15 protein-coding genes and 1 tRNA gene are annotated in these 17,275 nt (G+C 67.3%); 10 read left to right on the forward strand and 6 right to left on the reverse strand.

Annotation, left to right across the window (positions count from 1 at the left end):
- Nucleotides 1–39: 39 nt before the first annotated feature.
- Complete coding sequence (locus tag G6N46_RS09175; RefSeq protein WP_138248540.1) at nt 40–2,928, reverse strand: AfsR/SARP family transcriptional regulator; 2,889 nt, start codon at nt 2,926–2,928, stop codon at nt 40–42.
- A gap of 69 nt (nt 2,929–2,997) precedes the next feature.
- Nucleotides 2,998–4,185, reverse strand: coding sequence for a PGRS repeat-containing protein (locus G6N46_RS29000; RefSeq protein WP_163692683.1), 1,188 nt, complete (start codon nt 4,183–4,185; stop codon nt 2,998–3,000).
- A gap of 327 nt (nt 4,186–4,512) precedes the next feature.
- Between G6N46_RS29000 and G6N46_RS09185 the strand changes: the two genes are divergently transcribed.
- From G6N46_RS09185 to G6N46_RS09205, 5 genes are all read left to right on the forward strand, one after another.
- Nucleotides 4,513–4,788, forward strand: a complete 276-nt coding sequence (locus G6N46_RS09185; RefSeq protein WP_138248539.1) for a DUF4242 domain-containing protein — start codon at nt 4,513–4,515, stop codon at nt 4,786–4,788.
- Nucleotides 4,789–4,834: 46 nt separating this feature from the next.
- Nucleotides 4,835–5,068: a hypothetical protein gene (locus G6N46_RS09190; protein ID WP_138248538.1), complete on the forward strand. Its 234-nt coding sequence runs from the start codon at nt 4,835–4,837 to the stop codon at nt 5,066–5,068.
- A gap of 18 nt (nt 5,069–5,086) precedes the next feature.
- Entirely contained in the window at nt 5,087–6,289 is a 1,203-nt protein-coding gene (locus G6N46_RS09195; protein ID WP_138248537.1) for a YncE family protein, read from the forward strand.
- A 93-nt stretch (nt 6,290–6,382) separates the two neighbouring features.
- Nucleotides 6,383–7,486 carry a hypothetical protein gene (locus tag G6N46_RS09200; protein WP_138248536.1) on the forward strand — a complete coding sequence of 368 codons (1,104 nt, stop codon included), beginning with the start codon at nt 6,383–6,385 and terminating at the stop codon, nt 7,484–7,486.
- A 213-nt stretch (nt 7,487–7,699) separates the two neighbouring features.
- On the forward strand, nt 7,700–8,410 hold the full coding sequence (locus G6N46_RS09205; protein WP_163693127.1) for an MgtC/SapB family protein: 711 nt from the start codon (nt 7,700–7,702) through the stop codon (nt 8,408–8,410).
- 42 nt (nt 8,411–8,452) lie between these two features.
- On the opposite strand, the gene G6N46_RS09210 is transcribed toward G6N46_RS09205, so the two are convergent.
- The 4 genes from G6N46_RS09210 to G6N46_RS09225 form a co-directional block, all read right to left on the reverse strand.
- A tRNA-Val gene (locus G6N46_RS09210) sits at nt 8,453–8,527 on the reverse strand.
- Nucleotides 8,528–8,568: 41 nt separating this feature from the next.
- The gene (locus tag G6N46_RS09215) at nt 8,569–9,024 is read right to left on the reverse strand and encodes a peroxiredoxin (protein WP_138248534.1); all 456 of its coding nucleotides are present in this window, start codon (nt 9,022–9,024) and stop codon (nt 8,569–8,571) included.
- A 148-nt stretch (nt 9,025–9,172) separates the two neighbouring features.
- Complete coding sequence (locus G6N46_RS09220) at nt 9,173–9,595, reverse strand: DUF3052 domain-containing protein (protein ID WP_020104234.1); 423 nt, start codon at nt 9,593–9,595, stop codon at nt 9,173–9,175.
- Nucleotides 9,596–9,711: 116 nt separating this feature from the next.
- On the reverse strand, nt 9,712–10,254 hold the full coding sequence (locus tag G6N46_RS09225) for an Rv2240c family protein (protein WP_138248533.1): 543 nt from the start codon (nt 10,252–10,254) through the stop codon (nt 9,712–9,714).
- Nucleotides 10,255–10,403: 149 nt separating this feature from the next.
- Here G6N46_RS09225 and aceE point away from each other — a divergent pair, with 149 nt between their 5' ends.
- The 5 genes from aceE to kasA all read left to right on the forward strand — a co-directional run bounded on the left by aceE (nt 10,404) and on the right by kasA (nt 17,269).
- A complete protein-coding gene (aceE, locus tag G6N46_RS09230; RefSeq protein ID WP_138248532.1) occupies nt 10,404–13,193 on the forward strand; it encodes a pyruvate dehydrogenase (acetyl-transferring), homodimeric type in 2,790 nt (929 codons plus the stop codon).
- A 96-nt stretch (nt 13,194–13,289) separates the two neighbouring features.
- Nucleotides 13,290–14,525 carry a PucR family transcriptional regulator gene (locus tag G6N46_RS09235; protein ID WP_138248531.1) on the forward strand — a complete coding sequence of 412 codons (1,236 nt, stop codon included), beginning with the start codon at nt 13,290–13,292 and terminating at the stop codon, nt 14,523–14,525.
- 207 nt (nt 14,526–14,732) lie between these two features.
- Nucleotides 14,733–15,653 (forward strand): ACP S-malonyltransferase, encoded by a 921-nt coding sequence (locus G6N46_RS09240; protein WP_174814121.1) that lies wholly within the window; start codon nt 14,733–14,735, stop codon nt 15,651–15,653.
- A gap of 75 nt (nt 15,654–15,728) precedes the next feature.
- Nucleotides 15,729–16,022, forward strand: a complete 294-nt coding sequence (gene acpM / locus G6N46_RS09245) for a meromycolate extension acyl carrier protein AcpM (RefSeq protein ID WP_061006272.1) — start codon at nt 15,729–15,731, stop codon at nt 16,020–16,022.
- On the forward strand, nt 16,019–17,269 hold the full coding sequence (gene kasA, locus G6N46_RS09250; protein WP_138248529.1) for a 3-oxoacyl-ACP synthase KasA: 1,251 nt from the start codon (nt 16,019–16,021) through the stop codon (nt 17,267–17,269). Before acpM ends, kasA begins: the two co-directional genes overlap by 4 nt.
- Nucleotides 17,270–17,275 lie beyond the last annotated feature (6 nt).

Genomic DNA, 17,275 nt, shown 5'->3' on the forward strand with positions numbered 1-17,275 from the left:
ACACCATCAAAGCAGAAGGGTACGACAGGTTTGCTCGTCTCACATGAAGCGGTGCAACGCCGTTCGCGCGTAGTCGACGATCTCCGTACCCGTCAGCACGACGCCGTCGGCGCCGTCCAACTGCGCCACCTGGGCGGCGTTGAGCGGTGGTCGCCGGCCCGCCGCGATGGCAGCTCCGTGCAGCGCCGCGGCTTCTGTGATGGCGCCGGCCTGCAGCAGGAACCGCGCCATGCGCCCCAGGTTGTCCCACTGCAATGGAATGACTTTCGACGGTCCGGCGATCACGAACATCTCGAGTGTCACATGATGACCCCGCGCTGCCGCGCGACGGTCACCGCGGGCGGCGTGAATGGTCGCCGACTCCATCTCGGCCATGGCGATCAGCCAGGTGTTCTCCACAGAGGAGGCCAACTCGTGGGCGTCGCTGATGATCGGCAACGCATCGTCCGGCCGGCTTACGGCAAGCGCCCGCGCCAGCGCGCACCGTGCCAACGACCGTCCGGTGGGGTTTCCCACGCTGTCCGCGATCCGCACGGCTTCCCGCGCAGCCGGCAACGCCGCGTCGTTCGTCTCCATCGCCTGGTATCCGAGGGAGATCCGCTCTGCCGCCAGCAGCCTCCGCAGTGGATCGGTGCCATCGCCCGACCGGAAGAACAGGTCCTCGAAATATGCGGTGCTGGTCGACAAGTCGCCGTCATTCATCACCACGTCGGCGAGCACATCGGCCGGGTACGCGAGAAAGGACACACCCGCGGCCGGCTCGCGGCCGTCGGCCAGGGCGATGATCGCCCGCGCGTGCGCGAACTCCCCGAGTACCTGGTAGCCGCGCGCGACAGTGCCGACCGCGGCCGGAAACAACGGATGGTGGCGGTCGGCGGCCTGGATCGCCCGCTCCACCCAGTCCATGGGGTCGTAACCCACGCGAAGGTGGATCTCCGGCAGCGACGTGGCCAGCCGCAACGCCAGGTCGATGTCGTGCCTCGCCATCGCGAACTCGAACGCCGTCCGCAGATTGTCGAAATCCGGTGCGACAAAAGTCGTTCCGGCCTTGGGCAGGACCCGCTGTACCCAGGCCGCTTCGTCACGGCCACGCATCCCCGCCGACGCGCGCTCGGCGAGTTCGACGAAGTACGTCGCGTGGCGGGACGCCACCGCGTCAGCGGTCCCGTTGTCCTGCAGGCGTTCCCGTCCGTACGCGCGCAATGTCTCCAGGACGTCATAGCGGGTGCCCGTCGGGCCGGTGCGCACCATGACCATCGACTTGTCGACCAGGCCCATGAGCATGTCCAACACATCGTCGTCGGTGGTGCCGGCGTCGGCACACACACCGTGAACCGCGTCCAGATCGAACCCGCCGGCGAACACCGACAATCGCGCGAACAACTGTTGTTCGGATTCGGACAACAATCGGTACGACCAGTCGATTGTCGCGGTGACGCTCTGCTGCCGCGGGTGCGCGCCGCGCTTACCGCCGCTGAGCAGGCGTAACCGGTCCAGTCGGCGGGCAACGTCCCCACTTGACATCGCCCGCATGCGGGCGGCGGCCAGCTCGATGGCCAACGGCACGCCGTCAAGCCGCCGGCAGATTTCCGCCACGGCGCCCACCGGCTCGCGATCGGGGTCGAAGTCGGGCCGGCTGGCCCTGGCCCGGTCGACGAACAGCACGGCGGCGTCGTCCTCCGACAATGGATGCACCGGCACGAGGCGTTCGGCTTCCACCCCGAGGGATTCGCGGCTCGTCGCCAATACCCGCACGCCGGGACACTCGTAGGTGATCCGGTCGATCAGGGCGGCCGCGTTGGCGAGGACGTGCTCGCAGTTGTCGATGACCAGCAGAAGTTTCAGCGGACGCAGATGATCGATCACGGCATCGTCGACGTCCTGGCCGTACCCGGCCTGCACCCTCAGCGCGGCAGCGACGGCGCGTCCGATGGCCGAACCGTCACTCAGCGGTGCCAACTCACAAATCCACACGCCATCAACGAAATTGCTCTCTTCGCGCGCCGCCGTTTCGAGGGCAAGACGGGTCTTGCCGACGCCTCCGACTCCCGTGAGCGTCACGACCGGCCCGTCGCCGAACGCGGACAGCACGCGCCGTACGTCGTCGTCGCGACCGACAAGCCGGGTTACGCGCCGCGGAACGACGGGTTCCGTCGCCGGAGCGGCAGCCGCAGCGGGTTGCGCGACGGGCCGCGCGGGATCACCGTCGAGTATCTGTTGCTGGACGGCCTGCAGGGCCGGACTGGGGTCGACGCCCAGTTCCTCGACAAGCCGTTCGCGCATCGCGCGGTACGTATCGAGGGCGGCGGCCTGTCGCCCGCACCGGTACTGCGCCAGCATCAGCTGTCCCGCCACCCGCTCATCGAGCGGATGTGCCTGCAGCGTCGTCGTCAGCTCATTGAGTAACTCACCGTGGCGCCCCGCACCGAGCGCCGCGTCATTACGATCGAGCACCGCGGAAAACCGTTCGGCTTCAAGCGAACCCCGCACCTCGTTGGCCCACGGCGTGTCGATTGTGGCGAACGGCTCCCCGCGCCACAGCGCCAGTGCGGCGTCGAACTGGCCGGCGGCCTCGGCCGGGATGGACGCCGCCCGAGCCCGGGCCAGCATGTCCCGGAAGAGATGCACGTCCACGGTACGCGGATCGGCCTGCAGCGCGTAGCCGGCAGGCCCCCGGACAATCTGCACGCCATCGGCGTCCGAGAAGAGCTGACGCAGTCGAGAGATGTACGCCGCCAAAGCATTACGCGCCTTGTGCGGCGGTTCATCGGCCCACACCCGGTCGATGAGCTGATCGGACGACACCGGACGATTGACGTCGACCAGCAATGACACCAGCACGCACCGCTGGCGCGCATGACCGACGTCGAGGCGCCGGCCATCGACCAGCACCTCGACGTCGCCGAGCACCCGAAACTCCACCGCCATCGACGTACAGCGTCCTCCAAGTTTCGGCGAGACGCCCGGCAATCGCGGCAATCAGTGCCGGTGCACCACCTACCCGTTGCTGCCATTGTTGCCATTGCCGTTGTTGCCCTGGCCGCCGGTACCGCCAGTACCTTTCGGACTACCGCCGTCACCACCGTCGCCTCCCTTGGCGGTCCCGGTTTTCGTGGTGGCATTTCCGCCGTCGCCGCCACGGCCGCCGGTGCTCAGCGGGCCGCTGTTGCCGCCGTGACCGCCGCCGCCCGCTTTGGCCGCGCCCGACGTCGACGACGCCGCGCCGCCGGTTCCACCGGCGCCACCCCTGCCGACTTGTGAATTCGCGCCGGAACCGGCGTAGCCGCCGCTGGCGCTCACCCCCGCTCCGCTGCCACCGGCTCCGCCCGCGCCGCCGGTCCCGGAGAATCCACCGTCGCCACCCGCGCCGCCACTACCACCGACACCCTGACCCTGGCTGCTCGCGCCGTTACCGCCGTCACCCCCGCGGCCGCCCGTCCCGATGAATGTCCCGGCTCTGCCGCCATGTCCGCCGGTGCCACCCACCGCGGTACCGACATTGGTGGCGTTACCACCCCTACCGCCATTGCCACCATTGCCGGCTATGCTGCCGCCGTTCCCGCCGGTGCCGCCCGGATGACCCATACCGCCATCGGCCGATGACGCGTTGGCACCCGCGCCGCCGTCACCGCCGTTTCCGAACAAGCCCGCGTTGCCGCCGTTCCCCGGTCCCTGGTTTGCGGTCGCATCGCCACCCTTGCCGCCGTTGCCGAAGAGCAGTCCGCCCCGGCCGCCGTTCTGGCCCGCGGCTCCATCTGCACCGTTGCCGATCAACAGCCCGCCGTTCTCACCCGGTGCGTCGCCGTTGCTCACGAAGATGCCGACAAGCTCACCCAGAGGATCGCCGCCGACGCCCGGTTGAAGCGCCGTCGGCGCCCCGCCCCCGGCGGGCGTGCGCACCGTCGTAGCGGCGAGCAGCGCGGGACCGAAGACGAGCGCCGTGTCGCCCGCGACGCGCACCCGTGGCTCGTGGTGCGGTGGACGGCTCGCGACCACGTGCGGACCGTCGACGGAATCACCTGACCGCGGTTGCACCACAACGGGTTCCACTGACGTACGCGGCGCGGTCGGATCCGCGGAGTGCGCGGCAGCCCTGGTTGGCTCCGCTTGCGTCGCGGCCCGCACCGTCACCACATCGACATGGCGCGGCAGCGCAGATGACGCCTCCTGCGAAGCGAATGCCATTGGCAGCATGGCGATTCCAATACCCAAAGCAATTACCGGCGGACCCACCCGCCCGACTGACTTCATGTCCACCACCGTCTTCTCCGTTCCCGATCAGGTCGTTGCCCGACGAAGCCATCGGACCGGTCGACGGTCTACCGGGGCCGTTGCGCGCCGCTGAAGCAGTTGTGAAACACAGGCCGGCGAAACTGAGCCGAGCGGCCCGCTGTGCACCGCCGTGACCTGCAGATTTCAGGATTCCGTCAAGGCCACGGCAATCGAGGCAACGCATTCTTCGAGACGACCGCGACGACAGTTGCGGACACCAGACCCAGGGACGGAGAGATCATGAAGCGCTACCTCATCGAGCGGGAGATTCCGGGAGCCAGCGAGCTGACCGAGGCGGAGCTGGCCGACATCGCGACGAAGTCGAACGATGTCGTGGCGAACCTCGGCGTCCCCTATCGCTGGATCACCAGCTACGTGGCGGGTGACAAGATCTATTGCGTCCACGAGGCGCCCAGCGAGGACGCGATCCGTGAGCACGCACGTCGAGGTGGCTTCCCCGCCGACAAAGTCGCGGTGCTGGCCAACGAATTCGGCCCCGAGTCCGCCGATACCTGATGGCACTTTCGGCCCACAGCCGGCGCATAGGTGCCACACTGGCGACGTGACGACGAACGATATCTACGAGCGGCTCGGGGCGCTGGAACAGTTGGTCCGACATCTCTACGCGCAGACCGGCATCCCACTGCCCGATGTGCGGTCGATGGCGCAAACACAGGTGTCGAACCGCGTGCTCGAACTACTGGCCGCCGGCAACAAGATCGCGGCCATCAAGGCGTACCGCGACGAGGCCGGTGTCGACCTGCCGACCGCGACCCGGGTTGTCGAATCCCTTTAGGCCAAGGGAGCTTTCGCCATGCTCGCAGTCATCGCAACGATTCCGGAGAGCGGCGGACCGACGGCGGCGGCGGCGAGTCCGGCCGGTGACCGCCTGTACGTCGGAAACATCGCCAATCCGACGGTCTCGGTGATCGCCACGGTCAGCAACACCGTGGTCGACACCATCGGGCCCGGCATCGGATTACCCGGCGCCCAGCAGCTGGTCGTACACCCGGACGGTACGCGGCTGTACTGCAACAATCTGGGCGGGTTGTCGGTGATGGACGTCAGCACCAAATCCGTTGTGGCCGTGGTGCTGTCCGGCTGGGCCGGCACAGCGGCGGTTCACCCCGACGGTTCCACCGTTTATCTCGCTTCAGGCGGCGATACCGATGGCACTTCCGACCCGAAAGTCATGCTGATCGACGCCGCCACCAATACGGTGACCGGAACCATCAAGGTCGACGACGCGTACTACCTCGCCGTCAGCCCCAACGGCGCCCGCCTCTACGTCGCGGGTTACGGCGGAGACCTGATCTGGGTCATCGACACCACGAGCCACAACATCGTGAAGACCATTGACGTCGGCAAGCCGATCGGCGGATTCGTCGTCAGCCCCGACAACAGTCGGCTCTATGTGCAGGGCGACGTCAAGTTCGGTCTGACCACCAGTAATGTGACCATCGTTGATGTCGGCGCCGGCGCGGTCACCACCAGCGTCACCTTCCCACTCGGCGAAGAGCTCACCGACATCGCCGTCGCGCCCGATGGTTCGGCGGTCTACGTCACCCAACTGACCGGCGACGTGAGTCGGATCGATACCGCCACCATGACGGTGACGGATACCGTCAACATCGGGAATTACGCAGGGGCCATTGCCGTTTCGCCCGACGGCTCGCGAATCTACGTCACCAACCGGTACAACAACACGGTGTCGGTGCTCGCTCAACTGCACCTTCCGGCCGGCGGCCTCGACCTGCCCGACCTGGTCGGCAAGCTGTTCGGTGGCGCGGCCGCCGGCGGCGGCGGTTGGTTGGTCATCGGCGACCATTTCATTCCGATCCCACCGCGAGAGCCCGTGCTGCAGGCCATCGCGCGCACACTCGCGCCGCACGTGGGCAAGCCCGTGCAGAACCATGAATTGGGCCAGCGCCTGCGACGCACCCTGGCATCCGAACCCGAGGCCCCAAAAATGGCGCCCGGCACCTTCCACCCCGACGGGCACCGACCGCAGCACTGACAGCGGCGCGAACTTTGGCGATTGCTCAGCACCGAGGCAAATTTGTCGCTACCGTCAATATTGCTTGAGTTCCCTCTCGGTCAGGAGCTTCACATGCATACCCTCACAGCCCGTTTGAGCCTGCCCACCGCCGCCGCCGTCATGGCCGCAGGCGTCATCGTCGCCGCTCCGCCGCCACCGGTGTTGAGGGCCCTCCCCGCACCGGTGATACACAGCGTCCAAATGCCGAACATCCAGTTCACCGCCACCATCGCAGACATCCTGCAGTTCCCCGCGTTCAAGCAGTGGGTCGCCAACCAGATCACCGACTTCGTGACAATCGGGGCGGGACTGGCCAAAGCAGGCCAGGGCGTCGGGCAGACCATCAGTGCCATCCCGGGACTCGTGGTCACCGTCGCGCAGCAGGTTCTGGCCCGAGACTTCGTCGGCGCCCTCGGCACTGTCGAAGCCGGAGTCATCGGCGCGGTGACCGTCATCGGCGGGCCGATCCTGTTGTCCATGATAGCGCGCGACCAACGCGTGCTGGCGGTGGACCAGGCGTTGGTGCAAGCAGTCCCGGTCGCGCTGATCGGTCTCGGCACCGGTCTGCTCGGCGGGTTCAACGCTGTCGCGACCTCGGCGATCATCGCCACCCAGAACATCGTGGCGGCCCTACTGCCCATCAACATCGGCAACCTCGCCACTGCCGTCGTCGACGGCGTCAAACTCGTCGTCCAGGGCCTCAACACCGGCGCCGCCAACGTCATCGACGGCATCGCCTTCGCGCAGAACACCATTGCCAACGCATTGGCGACCCAGCCGGCGCCGATCGCGGCCGTCACGCCGACCCCGGCAGCCGGGGTCGCGGCCACCGCAATCCCGAAGATCACCGCAACGAAGATCAAGCCCGCGGTCAAGCCTGCACCGACATCGGCCACGCCGCCGACGACGGGCACCAAAGACTTGGCAGACCCCAAAGATCCGACAGACACCAAGGATTCAACGGCGCCCGACACCGTCTCGACGACGAAGCACGACACCGACTCCGGCGCCAAGCCCGACACGACCGGGGCAACAACCAACTCGAACGCCGGCTCAGGCACGTCGGACACCGGCAGCAAGGCCGAGAAGCAGACCGCCCCGAAGAAGCCGAAGACGAAGTCCGGCAAGAAGTCCCAGGGCAAGAAGGTCACGTCGACATCGCAGGCCGCCGCCTGAGGCCCAGCACATCCGGAGGTAACTCACAGACAGCCGCAGCAATGCGAAATACGCACTGAATCAACGATATCCGCGCCTCACGGTGACCACAGGTCGCCCGCCGTTCACCTTGAGTTCGTAGTCGATCCTTACCATCCGCCCCTACTGCCGTCGCAGCCGCGGACGCGCCGAGAGCGCGCCCCGGAATTCGAAAGCAACAGGAGCACAAGGGTGATCGACACACTGGATATCGCGCTGCGGATCGCCGCCGGCCTGGGGCTCGGCGCGGCGATCGGGCTGGAGCGTCAGTGGCGGTCCCGCAATGCCGGATTGCGCACGGCTGCACTGGTCAGCCTCGGGTCGACGCTGTTCGTCATCATGGGTGGCTACACCTTCGCGGGGGAACATGCCGATCCGACCCGGGTCGCCGCCCAGGTCGCGTCCGGCATCGGCTTCCTCGGCGCCGGCGTGATCATGCAGCAGGGCGCCACGATCTCCGGACTCAACACCGCGGCCACCCTGTGGGCCTCCGCCGCCATCGGCGCCCTGGCCGGCGGCGGACTGTTGATCCCCGCCGTGATCGGAAGCTGCGCGGTGATCGCCGCCAACATCTTCCTGCGGCCGGTGGGACGCACGCTGGACCGGCACCGCCGTCCGGGCGCCGAAGAGTCCTCTGCCGAATACCGGTTCGAGGTACGGTGCGCCACGACCGCCGAGCTGCACATCCGCAGCCTCATCTTCGACGCCATCTCGCACCCCAACCTCACGGTGCGCTCCATCTCCGCGGTCGATCTGCCCGACGACGAAGGGGTGCGCATCACGGCCACCGTCATCGCCGACGAACGCGACGACCACCGCATCGAGGCGGCCCTCGCCGATGTCATCAAGGCACCGGCCGTCACCGCGGTGCGCTGGAGCGCCGACGACATGAGCCCGGTCGACTAGACCGCACCCCGGCGGCCGACAAGGCCGCTACCAGGGGAAATTTGGTGGGCGCGGACGGTATCGAACCGCCGACCGCTGGTGTGTAAAACCAGAGCTCTACCACTGAGCTACGCGCCCCGCCTCGGGCACGCTACACGCCGATGGCGGCCAAGGGAAAATCAGTCGAGCGCGTTCAGCGCCGAAACCCAGACCGACTGGTCGCGCGCCTCGCCAGGCGATGTGCACTCCGCGAATCGCACGATGCCCTCCCGGTCGACGAGGAACGTGCCTCGGTCCGGGTACCCGGAAACCTCGTTGAAAACCCCATAGAGCTGGGCCACCGCGCCATGCGGCCAGAAGTCGCACAGGATCGGGAACTCGAAGCCCGATTCGCGCGCCCACACCTTGTGGGTGGCCGGCGGCCCGACCGAGATGGTCAGCGTTTCCACCGAGTCATTGCGGTACCGGGCCAGGTTGTCCTGAATCTCGCCGAGCTCCCCCGCACACACCGGGGTGAACGCCAGCGGGAAGAACACCAGCAACACGTTCCGGCCGCGTAACGCCGACAGCGTCACGGCGCGACCGTGCTGGTCTTTGAGCGTGAAGTCCGGTGCGACGGACCCGACGTCGATCATGACCGAACCCGCGAACGCAACGTGGTGGCGGAAAGCAGGCCGGTTTTCCGCCGTGTGGTTGCACTCGACGCGACGACGGCCCACCGACAACGGATTTGCCGCACAGAGGCGGCCGCACCGTCCAGCCGCGGCACAACAGCCAACCGCACTAGTGCCGGCCCGCGGCCTTCGACTTGGGCTGCACCAGGCGGCTGGCGATCCAGTCCCCGAGGTTGGCCGACGACGTGACGACCAGTCCAGCGGTGGGCGCGGACTCGGCGATCTCGGCGGGCTGGACGTGGCCGCCCTTGCCGGTTTTCGGAGTGACCACCCAGATGACGCCGTCATCGGCCAGCGGGGTGATCGCGTCCATCAAACGGTCGACCAGGTCGCCGTCGTCATCGCGCCACCACAGCAGCACGACGTCCACGACTTCGTCGGAATCCTCGTCGAGAAGCTCTCCGCCGCACGCATCTTCGATGTCAGCGCGGATGTCGTCGTCGGTGTCCTCGTCCCAACCCAGCTCCTGGACGATCTGATCTTTGTGAATGCCCAGTCTCTGGGCGTAGTTCGGCGCGTCCGCCGCGGCCACCGGTGTCCTCCTCTAACCTGCTTGTTTGCAGCCCGTGTGTGTGGAACCCAATAGTCGCACGCGGCGACGATTCATTCGACGCAAGACACATCTTTGATCGACAAGATCAGTGCTTGCTACCCGCATGCGGTCTCGGTGGCCGACTTGGCGTTGTTGAACGAGTCGACCGCGGCATTGAAATCTGAGGTCGACGCGTTGGTGCTGATCGCCGTCGCCAGCGACTGGGCCGCCGCCGACCAACCGGCGAGCGCCGCCTTGAGGGTGTCCGACTGCACGGTCGTGGCGCTCTTGGTCACCGCGTCCGCGGCGTGGTGCAGGGCGTCGACCGCGGCCTGCAGCTTGGCAGCGTCGGTGCCACCGGCGTTCTCGGCGTCGACGTAGGCGTTGACGGCCTGCATCGCCGGTTTGCCGGTGTCGACGAACGTCTGGCACGCGGCCTCTGTCGCCGCCACGGACGCGCTCGACGAACTGGAACTGGCCGACGCCGCCGCGGACAGCGACACCGAGGTGCGGTATGCCGCGGCGCCCGGCTGGTCGACCGTGGAACTGCCTTCGACGGACTTGCTGCAGCCGACGAGCACCATGGCGGAGACCGCCACGCTCCCGAATACCAAAGCGGCTGCGCGAAGCCGCGACACACTCGCCGCGCTGGTCATCATCAGCTGACCGTACAGGGTTGATGTGTCAATCGCGGGCATCCGAACGCGTACTCGCCGGTAGCCCACCCCAACGCCTAATCTGCGCAACGATGGGGGGACGATGGGCAGTGCCAAAAGCATCCCCAAAATCGAATACCAAGGAGTGGCAGTTGACCACTGAGTTCGTGCGCCAAGACCTGGCTCAAAACTCCAGTACCTCAGCCGAACCCGACCGGGTCCGGGTGATCCGTGATGGTGTCGCGTCGTACCTACCCGACATCGACCCAGACGAGACCGCCGAATGGCTGGAATCGTTCGACGACCTGTTGGGTCGGTCAGGGCCCGCGCGTGCCCGCTACCTGATGCTGCGGCTGTTGGAGCGCTCGCGGGAGATGCGCGTGTCCATCCCCGCGCTGACGTCCACCGACTACGTCAACACCATCCCCACCGACCTGGAGCCGTGGTTCCCCGGTGACGAAGAGGTCGAGCGCCGCTTCCGCCGCTGGATCCGCTGGAACGCCGCGATCATGGTGCACCGCGCCCAGCGGCCGGGAGTCGGTGTGGGCGGCCACATTTCGACGTACGCATCCTCGGCGTCGCTGTACGAGGTCGGCTTCAACCACTTCTTCCGCGGCAAGAACCACCCCGGCGGCGGCGACCAGATCTTCATCCAGGGCCACGCCTCCCCCGGCATCTACGCCCGCGCCTTCCTCGAGGGCCGGCTGTCTACCGACCAACTGGACGGCTTCCGGCAGGAGCACAGCCACGCCGGCGGCGGCCTGCCGTCGTACCCGCATCCCCGCCTGATGCCCGATTTCTGGGAATTCCCCACGGTGTCAATGGGTTTGGGCCCGATGAACGCCATCTACCAGGCGCGCTTCAACCACTACCTGCACGACCGCGGCCTCAAGGACACCAGCGATCAGCATGTGTGGGCCTTCCTCGGCGACGGCGAGATGGACGAGCCCGAGAGCCGTGGCCTGATCCAGGTCGCCGCCAACGAGGCGCTCGACAACCTGACGTTCGTCGTCAACTGCAACCTGCAGCGCCTGGACGGACCGGTCCGCGGTAACGGCAAGATCATCCAGGAGCTGGAGTCGTTCTTCCGCGGCGCCGGCTGGAACGTCATCAAGGTGGTGTGGGGCCGCGAATGGGACGCCCTGCTGCACGCCGACAAGGACGGCGCGCTGGTGAACCTGATGAACGTCACCCCCGACGGTGACTACCAGACCTACAAGGCCAACGACGGCGCGTACGTCCGCGACCACTTCTTCGGCCGGGACCCCCGCACCAAGGCGCTGGTCGACCCCATGACCGACCAGGAGATCTGGAACCTCAAGCGCGGTGGCCACGACTACCGCAAGCTGTACGCCGCCTACCGTGCCGCGATGGAGCACAAGGGCCAGCCGACCGTGATCCTGGCCAAGACCATCAAGGGCTACACCCTGGGCAGCCACTTCGAGGGCCGCAACGCGACGCACCAGATGAAGAAGCTGGCGCTCGACGACCTGAAGAAGTTCCGCGACGCGACGCGGGTGCCGATCACCGACGCCCAGCTCGAAGAGAACCCGTACCTGCCGCCGTACTACCACCCGGGCTCCGAGTCGCCGGAAATCCGGTACATGCTCGACCGGCGCCGGGCGCTCGGCGGCTTCCTGCCGGAGCGGCGCACCAAGTCCAAGCCGCTGCCGCTGCCGGGCCGCGACGTCTACAAATCGCTCAAGAAGGGTTCGGGCAACCAGGCCGTCGCCACCACGATGGCGACGGTGCGTACCTTCAAAGAACTGTTGCGGGACAAGAACATCGGGCCGCGCATTGTCCCGATCATCCCCGACGAGGCGCGCACGTTCGGCATGGACTCATGGTTCCCGAGCCTGAAGATCTACAACCGCAACGGCCAGCTCTACACCGCCGTGGACGCCGATTTGATGTTGGCGTACAAGGAATCCGAAGTCGGCCAGATCCTGCACGAGGGCATCAACGAAGCCGGGTCGACGGCGTCGTTCACCGCGGTGTCGACGTCGTACGCCACGCACGACCTGCCGATGATCCCGATCTACATCTTCTATTCGATGTTCGGGTTCCAGCGCACCGGCGACGGATTCTGGGCGGCTGCCGACCAGATGGGCCGCGGCTTCGTCCTCGGCGCCACGGCCGGGCGCACCACGCTCACCGGCGAGGGCCTGCAGCACGCCGACGGGCACTCGCTGCTGCTGGCCTCGACCAACCCCGCGGTGGTGGCCTACGACCCGGCGTTCGCCTACGAGATCGCGTACATCATCGAGAACGGTCTCGAGCGCATGTACGGCGAGAACTCCGAGAACGTCTACTTCTACATCACCATCTACAACGAGCCGTACGTCCAGCCGGCCGAGCCCGACAACTTCGACCCCGAAGGCGTCCTGCGCGGCATGTACCGCTACCGCGTCGCGACCGAGAAGCGCTCCAGCACGGCGCAGATTCTGGCGTCGGGCGTCTCGATGCCCGAGGCGCTGCGGGCGGCGGACATGCTGGCCGAGACCTGGGACGTCGCCGCCGACGTGTGGTCGGTGACCAGCTGGGGCGAGTTGAACCGCGACGGCGTGGCCATCGACCGGCATGCGCTGCGGCACCCGGACCAGCAGGCCGGCGTGCCCTACGTGACCGCTGCGCTCGCGAAGACCGCGGGCCCCGTGGTCGCGGTGTCCGACTGGATGCGGGCGGTGCCCGAGCAGATCCGGCCGTGGGTGCCGAACACCTACGTCACCCTCGGCACCGACGGGTTCGGCTTCTCCGACACCCGCCCGGCGGCCCGTCGCTACTTCAACACCGACGCCGAGTCGGTCGTGGTGGCGGTGCTGGAGGCCCTGGCCCGTGACGGCGAGATCGACCCGTCGGTGGCCGTCGCGGCGGCCAAGCAGTACCGGATCGACGACGTCTCGGCCGCCGAGGTGTCGTACGCGGACACCGGTAGCGCCTAGCCCACACGCGCCGAGATGACGGTTTCTGGCGGAAACCGTCATCTCGGCGTGACTGGATTGGCGGAAGTCTCCAGAAATCAGGCGTATCTTTTAGTCATGCCTGACAACGCAACCGGCGGTAAGCGGTTCGTTCCCCCCAAGTCGACGCTCGAAGTACTCGAGAACGTCCCGGACACGGTGCTGCGCCGTCTCAAGCAGTACTCCGGCACGCTGGCGACGCAGGCGGTGCACGCCCTCGAGGAGCGGCTGCCGTTCTTCGCCGAGTTGGAGGCCTCGCAGCGCGCCAGCGTTCACCTGGTGGTGCAGACCGCGGTCGTCAACTTCGTCGAGTGGATGCGCGACCCGAACAGCGACGTCAGCTACACCGCGGAGGCCTTCGAGGTCGTGCCGCAGGATCTGCGGCGTCGCATCGCGCTGCGGCAGTCGGTGGAGATGGTGCGGACCACCATGGAGTTCTTCGAGGAAGTGGTCCCGCTGCTGGCCCGCACCGAGGAACAGCTGACGGCACTGACGGCAGGCATTCTGCGGTACAGCCGCGATCTGGCCTTCGCGGCCGCCAGCGCCTACGCCGACCAGGCCGAGGCCCGCGGCGCCTGGGACACCCGGATGGAAGCCAACGTCGTGGACGCCGTCGTGCGCGGCGATGTCGGCACCAGCCTGCAGTCGCAAGCCGCGGCACTGAACTGGGATGCCACCGCCCCCGCGACCGTCGTGGTGGGTTACCCGCAACCCGACCGAGCCGATCTGGCCAGCGAGGACGTCCACGACGTCGCCAGCCGCAACGGGCGCGTCGCCCTGTCCGACGTCCACGGCACCTGGCTGGTGGCCATCGTGTCCGGACAGATATCCCCCACAGATCGGTTCCTGGGTGAACTGATGGGTGTCTTCGCCGACGCCCCGGTGGTGATCGGGCCGCTGGCCGCCACGCTTGCGGCCGCGCACTACAGCGCCACCGAAGCCATCTCCGGCATGAATGCGGTGAGCGGCTGGACGGGCGCACCCCGCCCGGTCGCAGCCCGCGAACTACTGCCGGAACGCGCGTTGCTCGGGGATCGTTCGGCCATCGCGGCGCTGGAACTCGAGGTCGTCCGGCCGCTGGCAGACGCGGGTCCGGCGCTGACGGAGACCCTCGAGGCGTACCTCGACGCCGGCGGCGCCATAGAAGCGTGCGCCCGTAAATTGTTCGTTCATCCAAACACCGTCCGGTACCGGCTGCGCCGGATCGCCGACTTCACCGGCCGCGATCCCATGGTGCCCAGGGATGCTTACGTGCTCCGCGTGGCCTCCACAGTGGGTCGATTGAGCCGTAGCCCCGCTCAGGCCAACCAGTAAACGGCCTGATCAGCATAGTTACAGCAAACCTACCCGCCGGTAGCTATCGACACCCCACTGTGATCCACATCGCAGCCAGGTCTCGCCAACGTTGCATAACGTGCGTTTTTGTAGACATTCCACAAAACTTTAAGACGAGGTTCATAATCTCTTACACGGCATAAAACCCGCTTCACAGTGTTTTCTTAATCCGTGCCTCAAACACCTGTGCTTGCGCTGCTTGCCCCCGGGCAGGGATCTCAGACGCCCGGCATGCTCACCCCCTGGTTGGAGCTGCCCGGTGCTGCTGACCGTCTGGCCACCTGGTCGGAGATCAGCGGCCTCGATCTGGCCCAGCTCGGCACCACGGCGACCGCCGAGGAGATCACCGACACCGCGGTGACCCAGCCCCTGGTCGTCGCGGCGACGCTGCTCGCACACGAAGAGCTGACGAAGCGCGGCCTGCTGGCCGGCGCCACCACGATCGTGGCCGGCCACTCGGTCGGCGAGATCGCCGCCTACGCCATCGCCGGCGTCATCTCCGCCGACGAGGCCATCAAGCTCGCCGCCACCCGCGGCGCCGAGATGGCCAAGGCCTGCGCCCTGGAGCCCACCGGCATGGCCGCGGTTCTCGGTGGCGACGAGGCCGAGGTGCTGGCGCGTCTCGAAGCCCTGGAACTGGTCCCGGCCAACCGCAACGCGGCGGGCCAGATCGTCGCCGCCGGTGCCGTCGCGGCGCTGGAGAAGCTGGCCGAGGATCCGCCGGCCAAGGCGCGCGTCCGTGTGCTGGCGACCGCCGGCGCCTTCCACACGCACTTCATGGGCTCGGCGCAGGAGCCCTACGCGGCTGCCGCGGCGACCATCACCCCGAGCGAGCCGACCACGACCCTGCTGTCCAACGCCGACGGCCAGCCGGTCGCCGGTGCCGCGGACGCCATGGCCAAGCTGGTCGCCCAGATGACCCGTCCGGTCCGCTGGGACCTGTGCTCGGCCACCCTGCGCGAGCGCTTCGACGGTCAGGAAGTGACCGGAATCATCGAGTTCCCCCCGGCCGGCACCCTCACGGGTATCGCCAAGCGCGAAGTCAAGGGCGTGCCCACGCATCCCATCAAGACCCCCGCAGATCTGGACGGACTCGCCGAGTTCTGACAGGCCCGCTTGCCGAAACAACCAACCCGGCACACCAAATCCGGTGTGCCGACACAACAAAAAGAAGGAGCCATCGTGGCTGCCAGTCAAGAAGAAATCATCGCCGGCCTCGCCGAGATCATCGAAGAGGTCACCGGCATCGAGCCGTCTGAGGTGACCCCCGAGAAGTCCTTCGTCGACGACCTGGACATCGACTCGCTGTCGATGGTCGAGATCGCTGTCCAGACCGAGGACAAGTACGGCGTGAAGATCCCGGACGAGGACCTGGCCGGCCTGCGCACCGTTGGTGACGTCGTCGCCTACATCCAGAAGCTCGAGGAAGAGAACCCCGAGGCTGCTGCCGCACTGCGCGATAAGTTCAGCAAGTGACCAGGCCTTCCACGGCTAACGGAGGCTTCCCGAACGTCGTGGTGACCGCCGTGGAGGCAACCACGGCGCTCGCTGCTGACATCGAGAGCACGTGGAAGGGCCTCCTGGCAGGCGAAAGCGGCATCCGTGAGTTGACCGACGATTTCGTCACCAAGTGGGACCTTCCGGTGCGTATCGGTGGCCACCTGGTCGACGATCTCGAGGCCGAGCTCACCCGCGTCGAACTGCGCCGTAACTCGTACGTGCAGCGCATGTCGCTCGTGCTGGCGCGACGGTTGTGGAAGAACGCGGGTGCGCCCGAGGTCGATCCCGACCGTTTCGCCGTCGTGATCGGCACCGGTCTGGGTGGCGGCGAGAAGATCGTCGAAACCTACGACGCCATGAACGAAGGCGGCATCCGCAAGGTCAGCCCGCTCGCCGTTCAGATGATCATGCCCAACGGTGCGGCTGCGGTCGCCGGCTTGGAACTGGGCGCCCGCGCCGGGGTCATCACCCCGGTCTCGGCGTGCTCGTCGGGTTCTGAGGCCATCGCCCACGGTTGGCGTCAGATCGTCATGGGTGACGCGGACTTCGCCGTCGTCGGTGGCGTGGAAGGCGGCATCGAGGCACTGCCCATCGCGGCGTTCTCGATGATGCGCGCCATGTCGACCCGCAACGACGATCCCGCGGGTGCGTCGCGGCCGTTCGACAAGGATCGTGACGGCTTCGTGTTCGGTGAAGCCGGCGCGATGATGATCATCGAGACCGAAGAGCACGCGCTGGCGCGTGGTGCCAAGCCGATCGCCCGCCTGCTGGGTGCCGGTATCACCTCGGACGCGTTCCACATGGTGGCCCCGGCAGACGGCGGCGTGCGCGCCGGTGCCGCGATGAAGCGTGCACTGGAGACCGCGGGGCTGGACGCCAAGGACATCGACCACGTCAATGCTCACGGCACTGCCACCCCGATCGGTGACACCGCCGAGGCCAATGCCATCCGCGTCGCCGGATGTCAGAACGCCGCGGTGTACGCGCCGAAGTCGGCGCTCGGCCACTCCATCGGTGCGGTCGGTGCGCTGGAGTCCGTGTTGACGGTGCTCGCGTTGCGCGACGGGGTCATCCCCCCGACGCTCAACTACGAGACGCCGGATCCCGCCATCGATCTCGATGTTGTTGCGGGCGAGCCTCGTTATGGCGAATACAAGTACGCCATCAACAACTCGTTCGGGTTCGGTGGACACAATGTCGCCCTGGCCTTTGGGCGTTATTAAGTCGAA

The organism is Mycolicibacterium phocaicum, assembly GCF_010731115.1.
GTDB classification, from domain to species: domain Bacteria; phylum Actinomycetota; class Actinomycetes; order Mycobacteriales; family Mycobacteriaceae; genus Mycobacterium; species Mycobacterium phocaicum.

Coding starts and splice junctions, on each gene's coding strand:
- G6N46_RS09195 (WP_138248537.1), top strand. CDS start 5,087: ATGCTCGCAGTCATCGCAACGATTCCGGAGAGCGGCGGACCGACGGCG.
- G6N46_RS09175 (WP_138248540.1), bottom strand. CDS start 2,928: ATGGCGGTGGAGTTTCGGGTGCTCGGCGACGTCGAGGTGCTGGTCGAT.
- G6N46_RS09215 (WP_138248534.1), bottom strand. CDS start 9,024: ATGATCGACGTCGGGTCCGTCGCACCGGACTTCACGCTCAAAGACCAG.
- G6N46_RS09235 (WP_138248531.1), top strand. CDS start 13,290: ATGCCTGACAACGCAACCGGCGGTAAGCGGTTCGTTCCCCCCAAGTCG.
- G6N46_RS09200 (WP_138248536.1), top strand. CDS start 6,383: ATGCATACCCTCACAGCCCGTTTGAGCCTGCCCACCGCCGCCGCCGTC.
- G6N46_RS29000 (WP_163692683.1), bottom strand. CDS start 4,185: ATGGCATTCGCTTCGCAGGAGGCGTCATCTGCGCTGCCGCGCCATGTC.
- G6N46_RS09225 (WP_138248533.1), bottom strand. CDS start 10,254: ATGATGACCAGCGCGGCGAGTGTGTCGCGGCTTCGCGCAGCCGCTTTG.
- G6N46_RS09185 (WP_138248539.1), top strand. CDS start 4,513: ATGAAGCGCTACCTCATCGAGCGGGAGATTCCGGGAGCCAGCGAGCTG.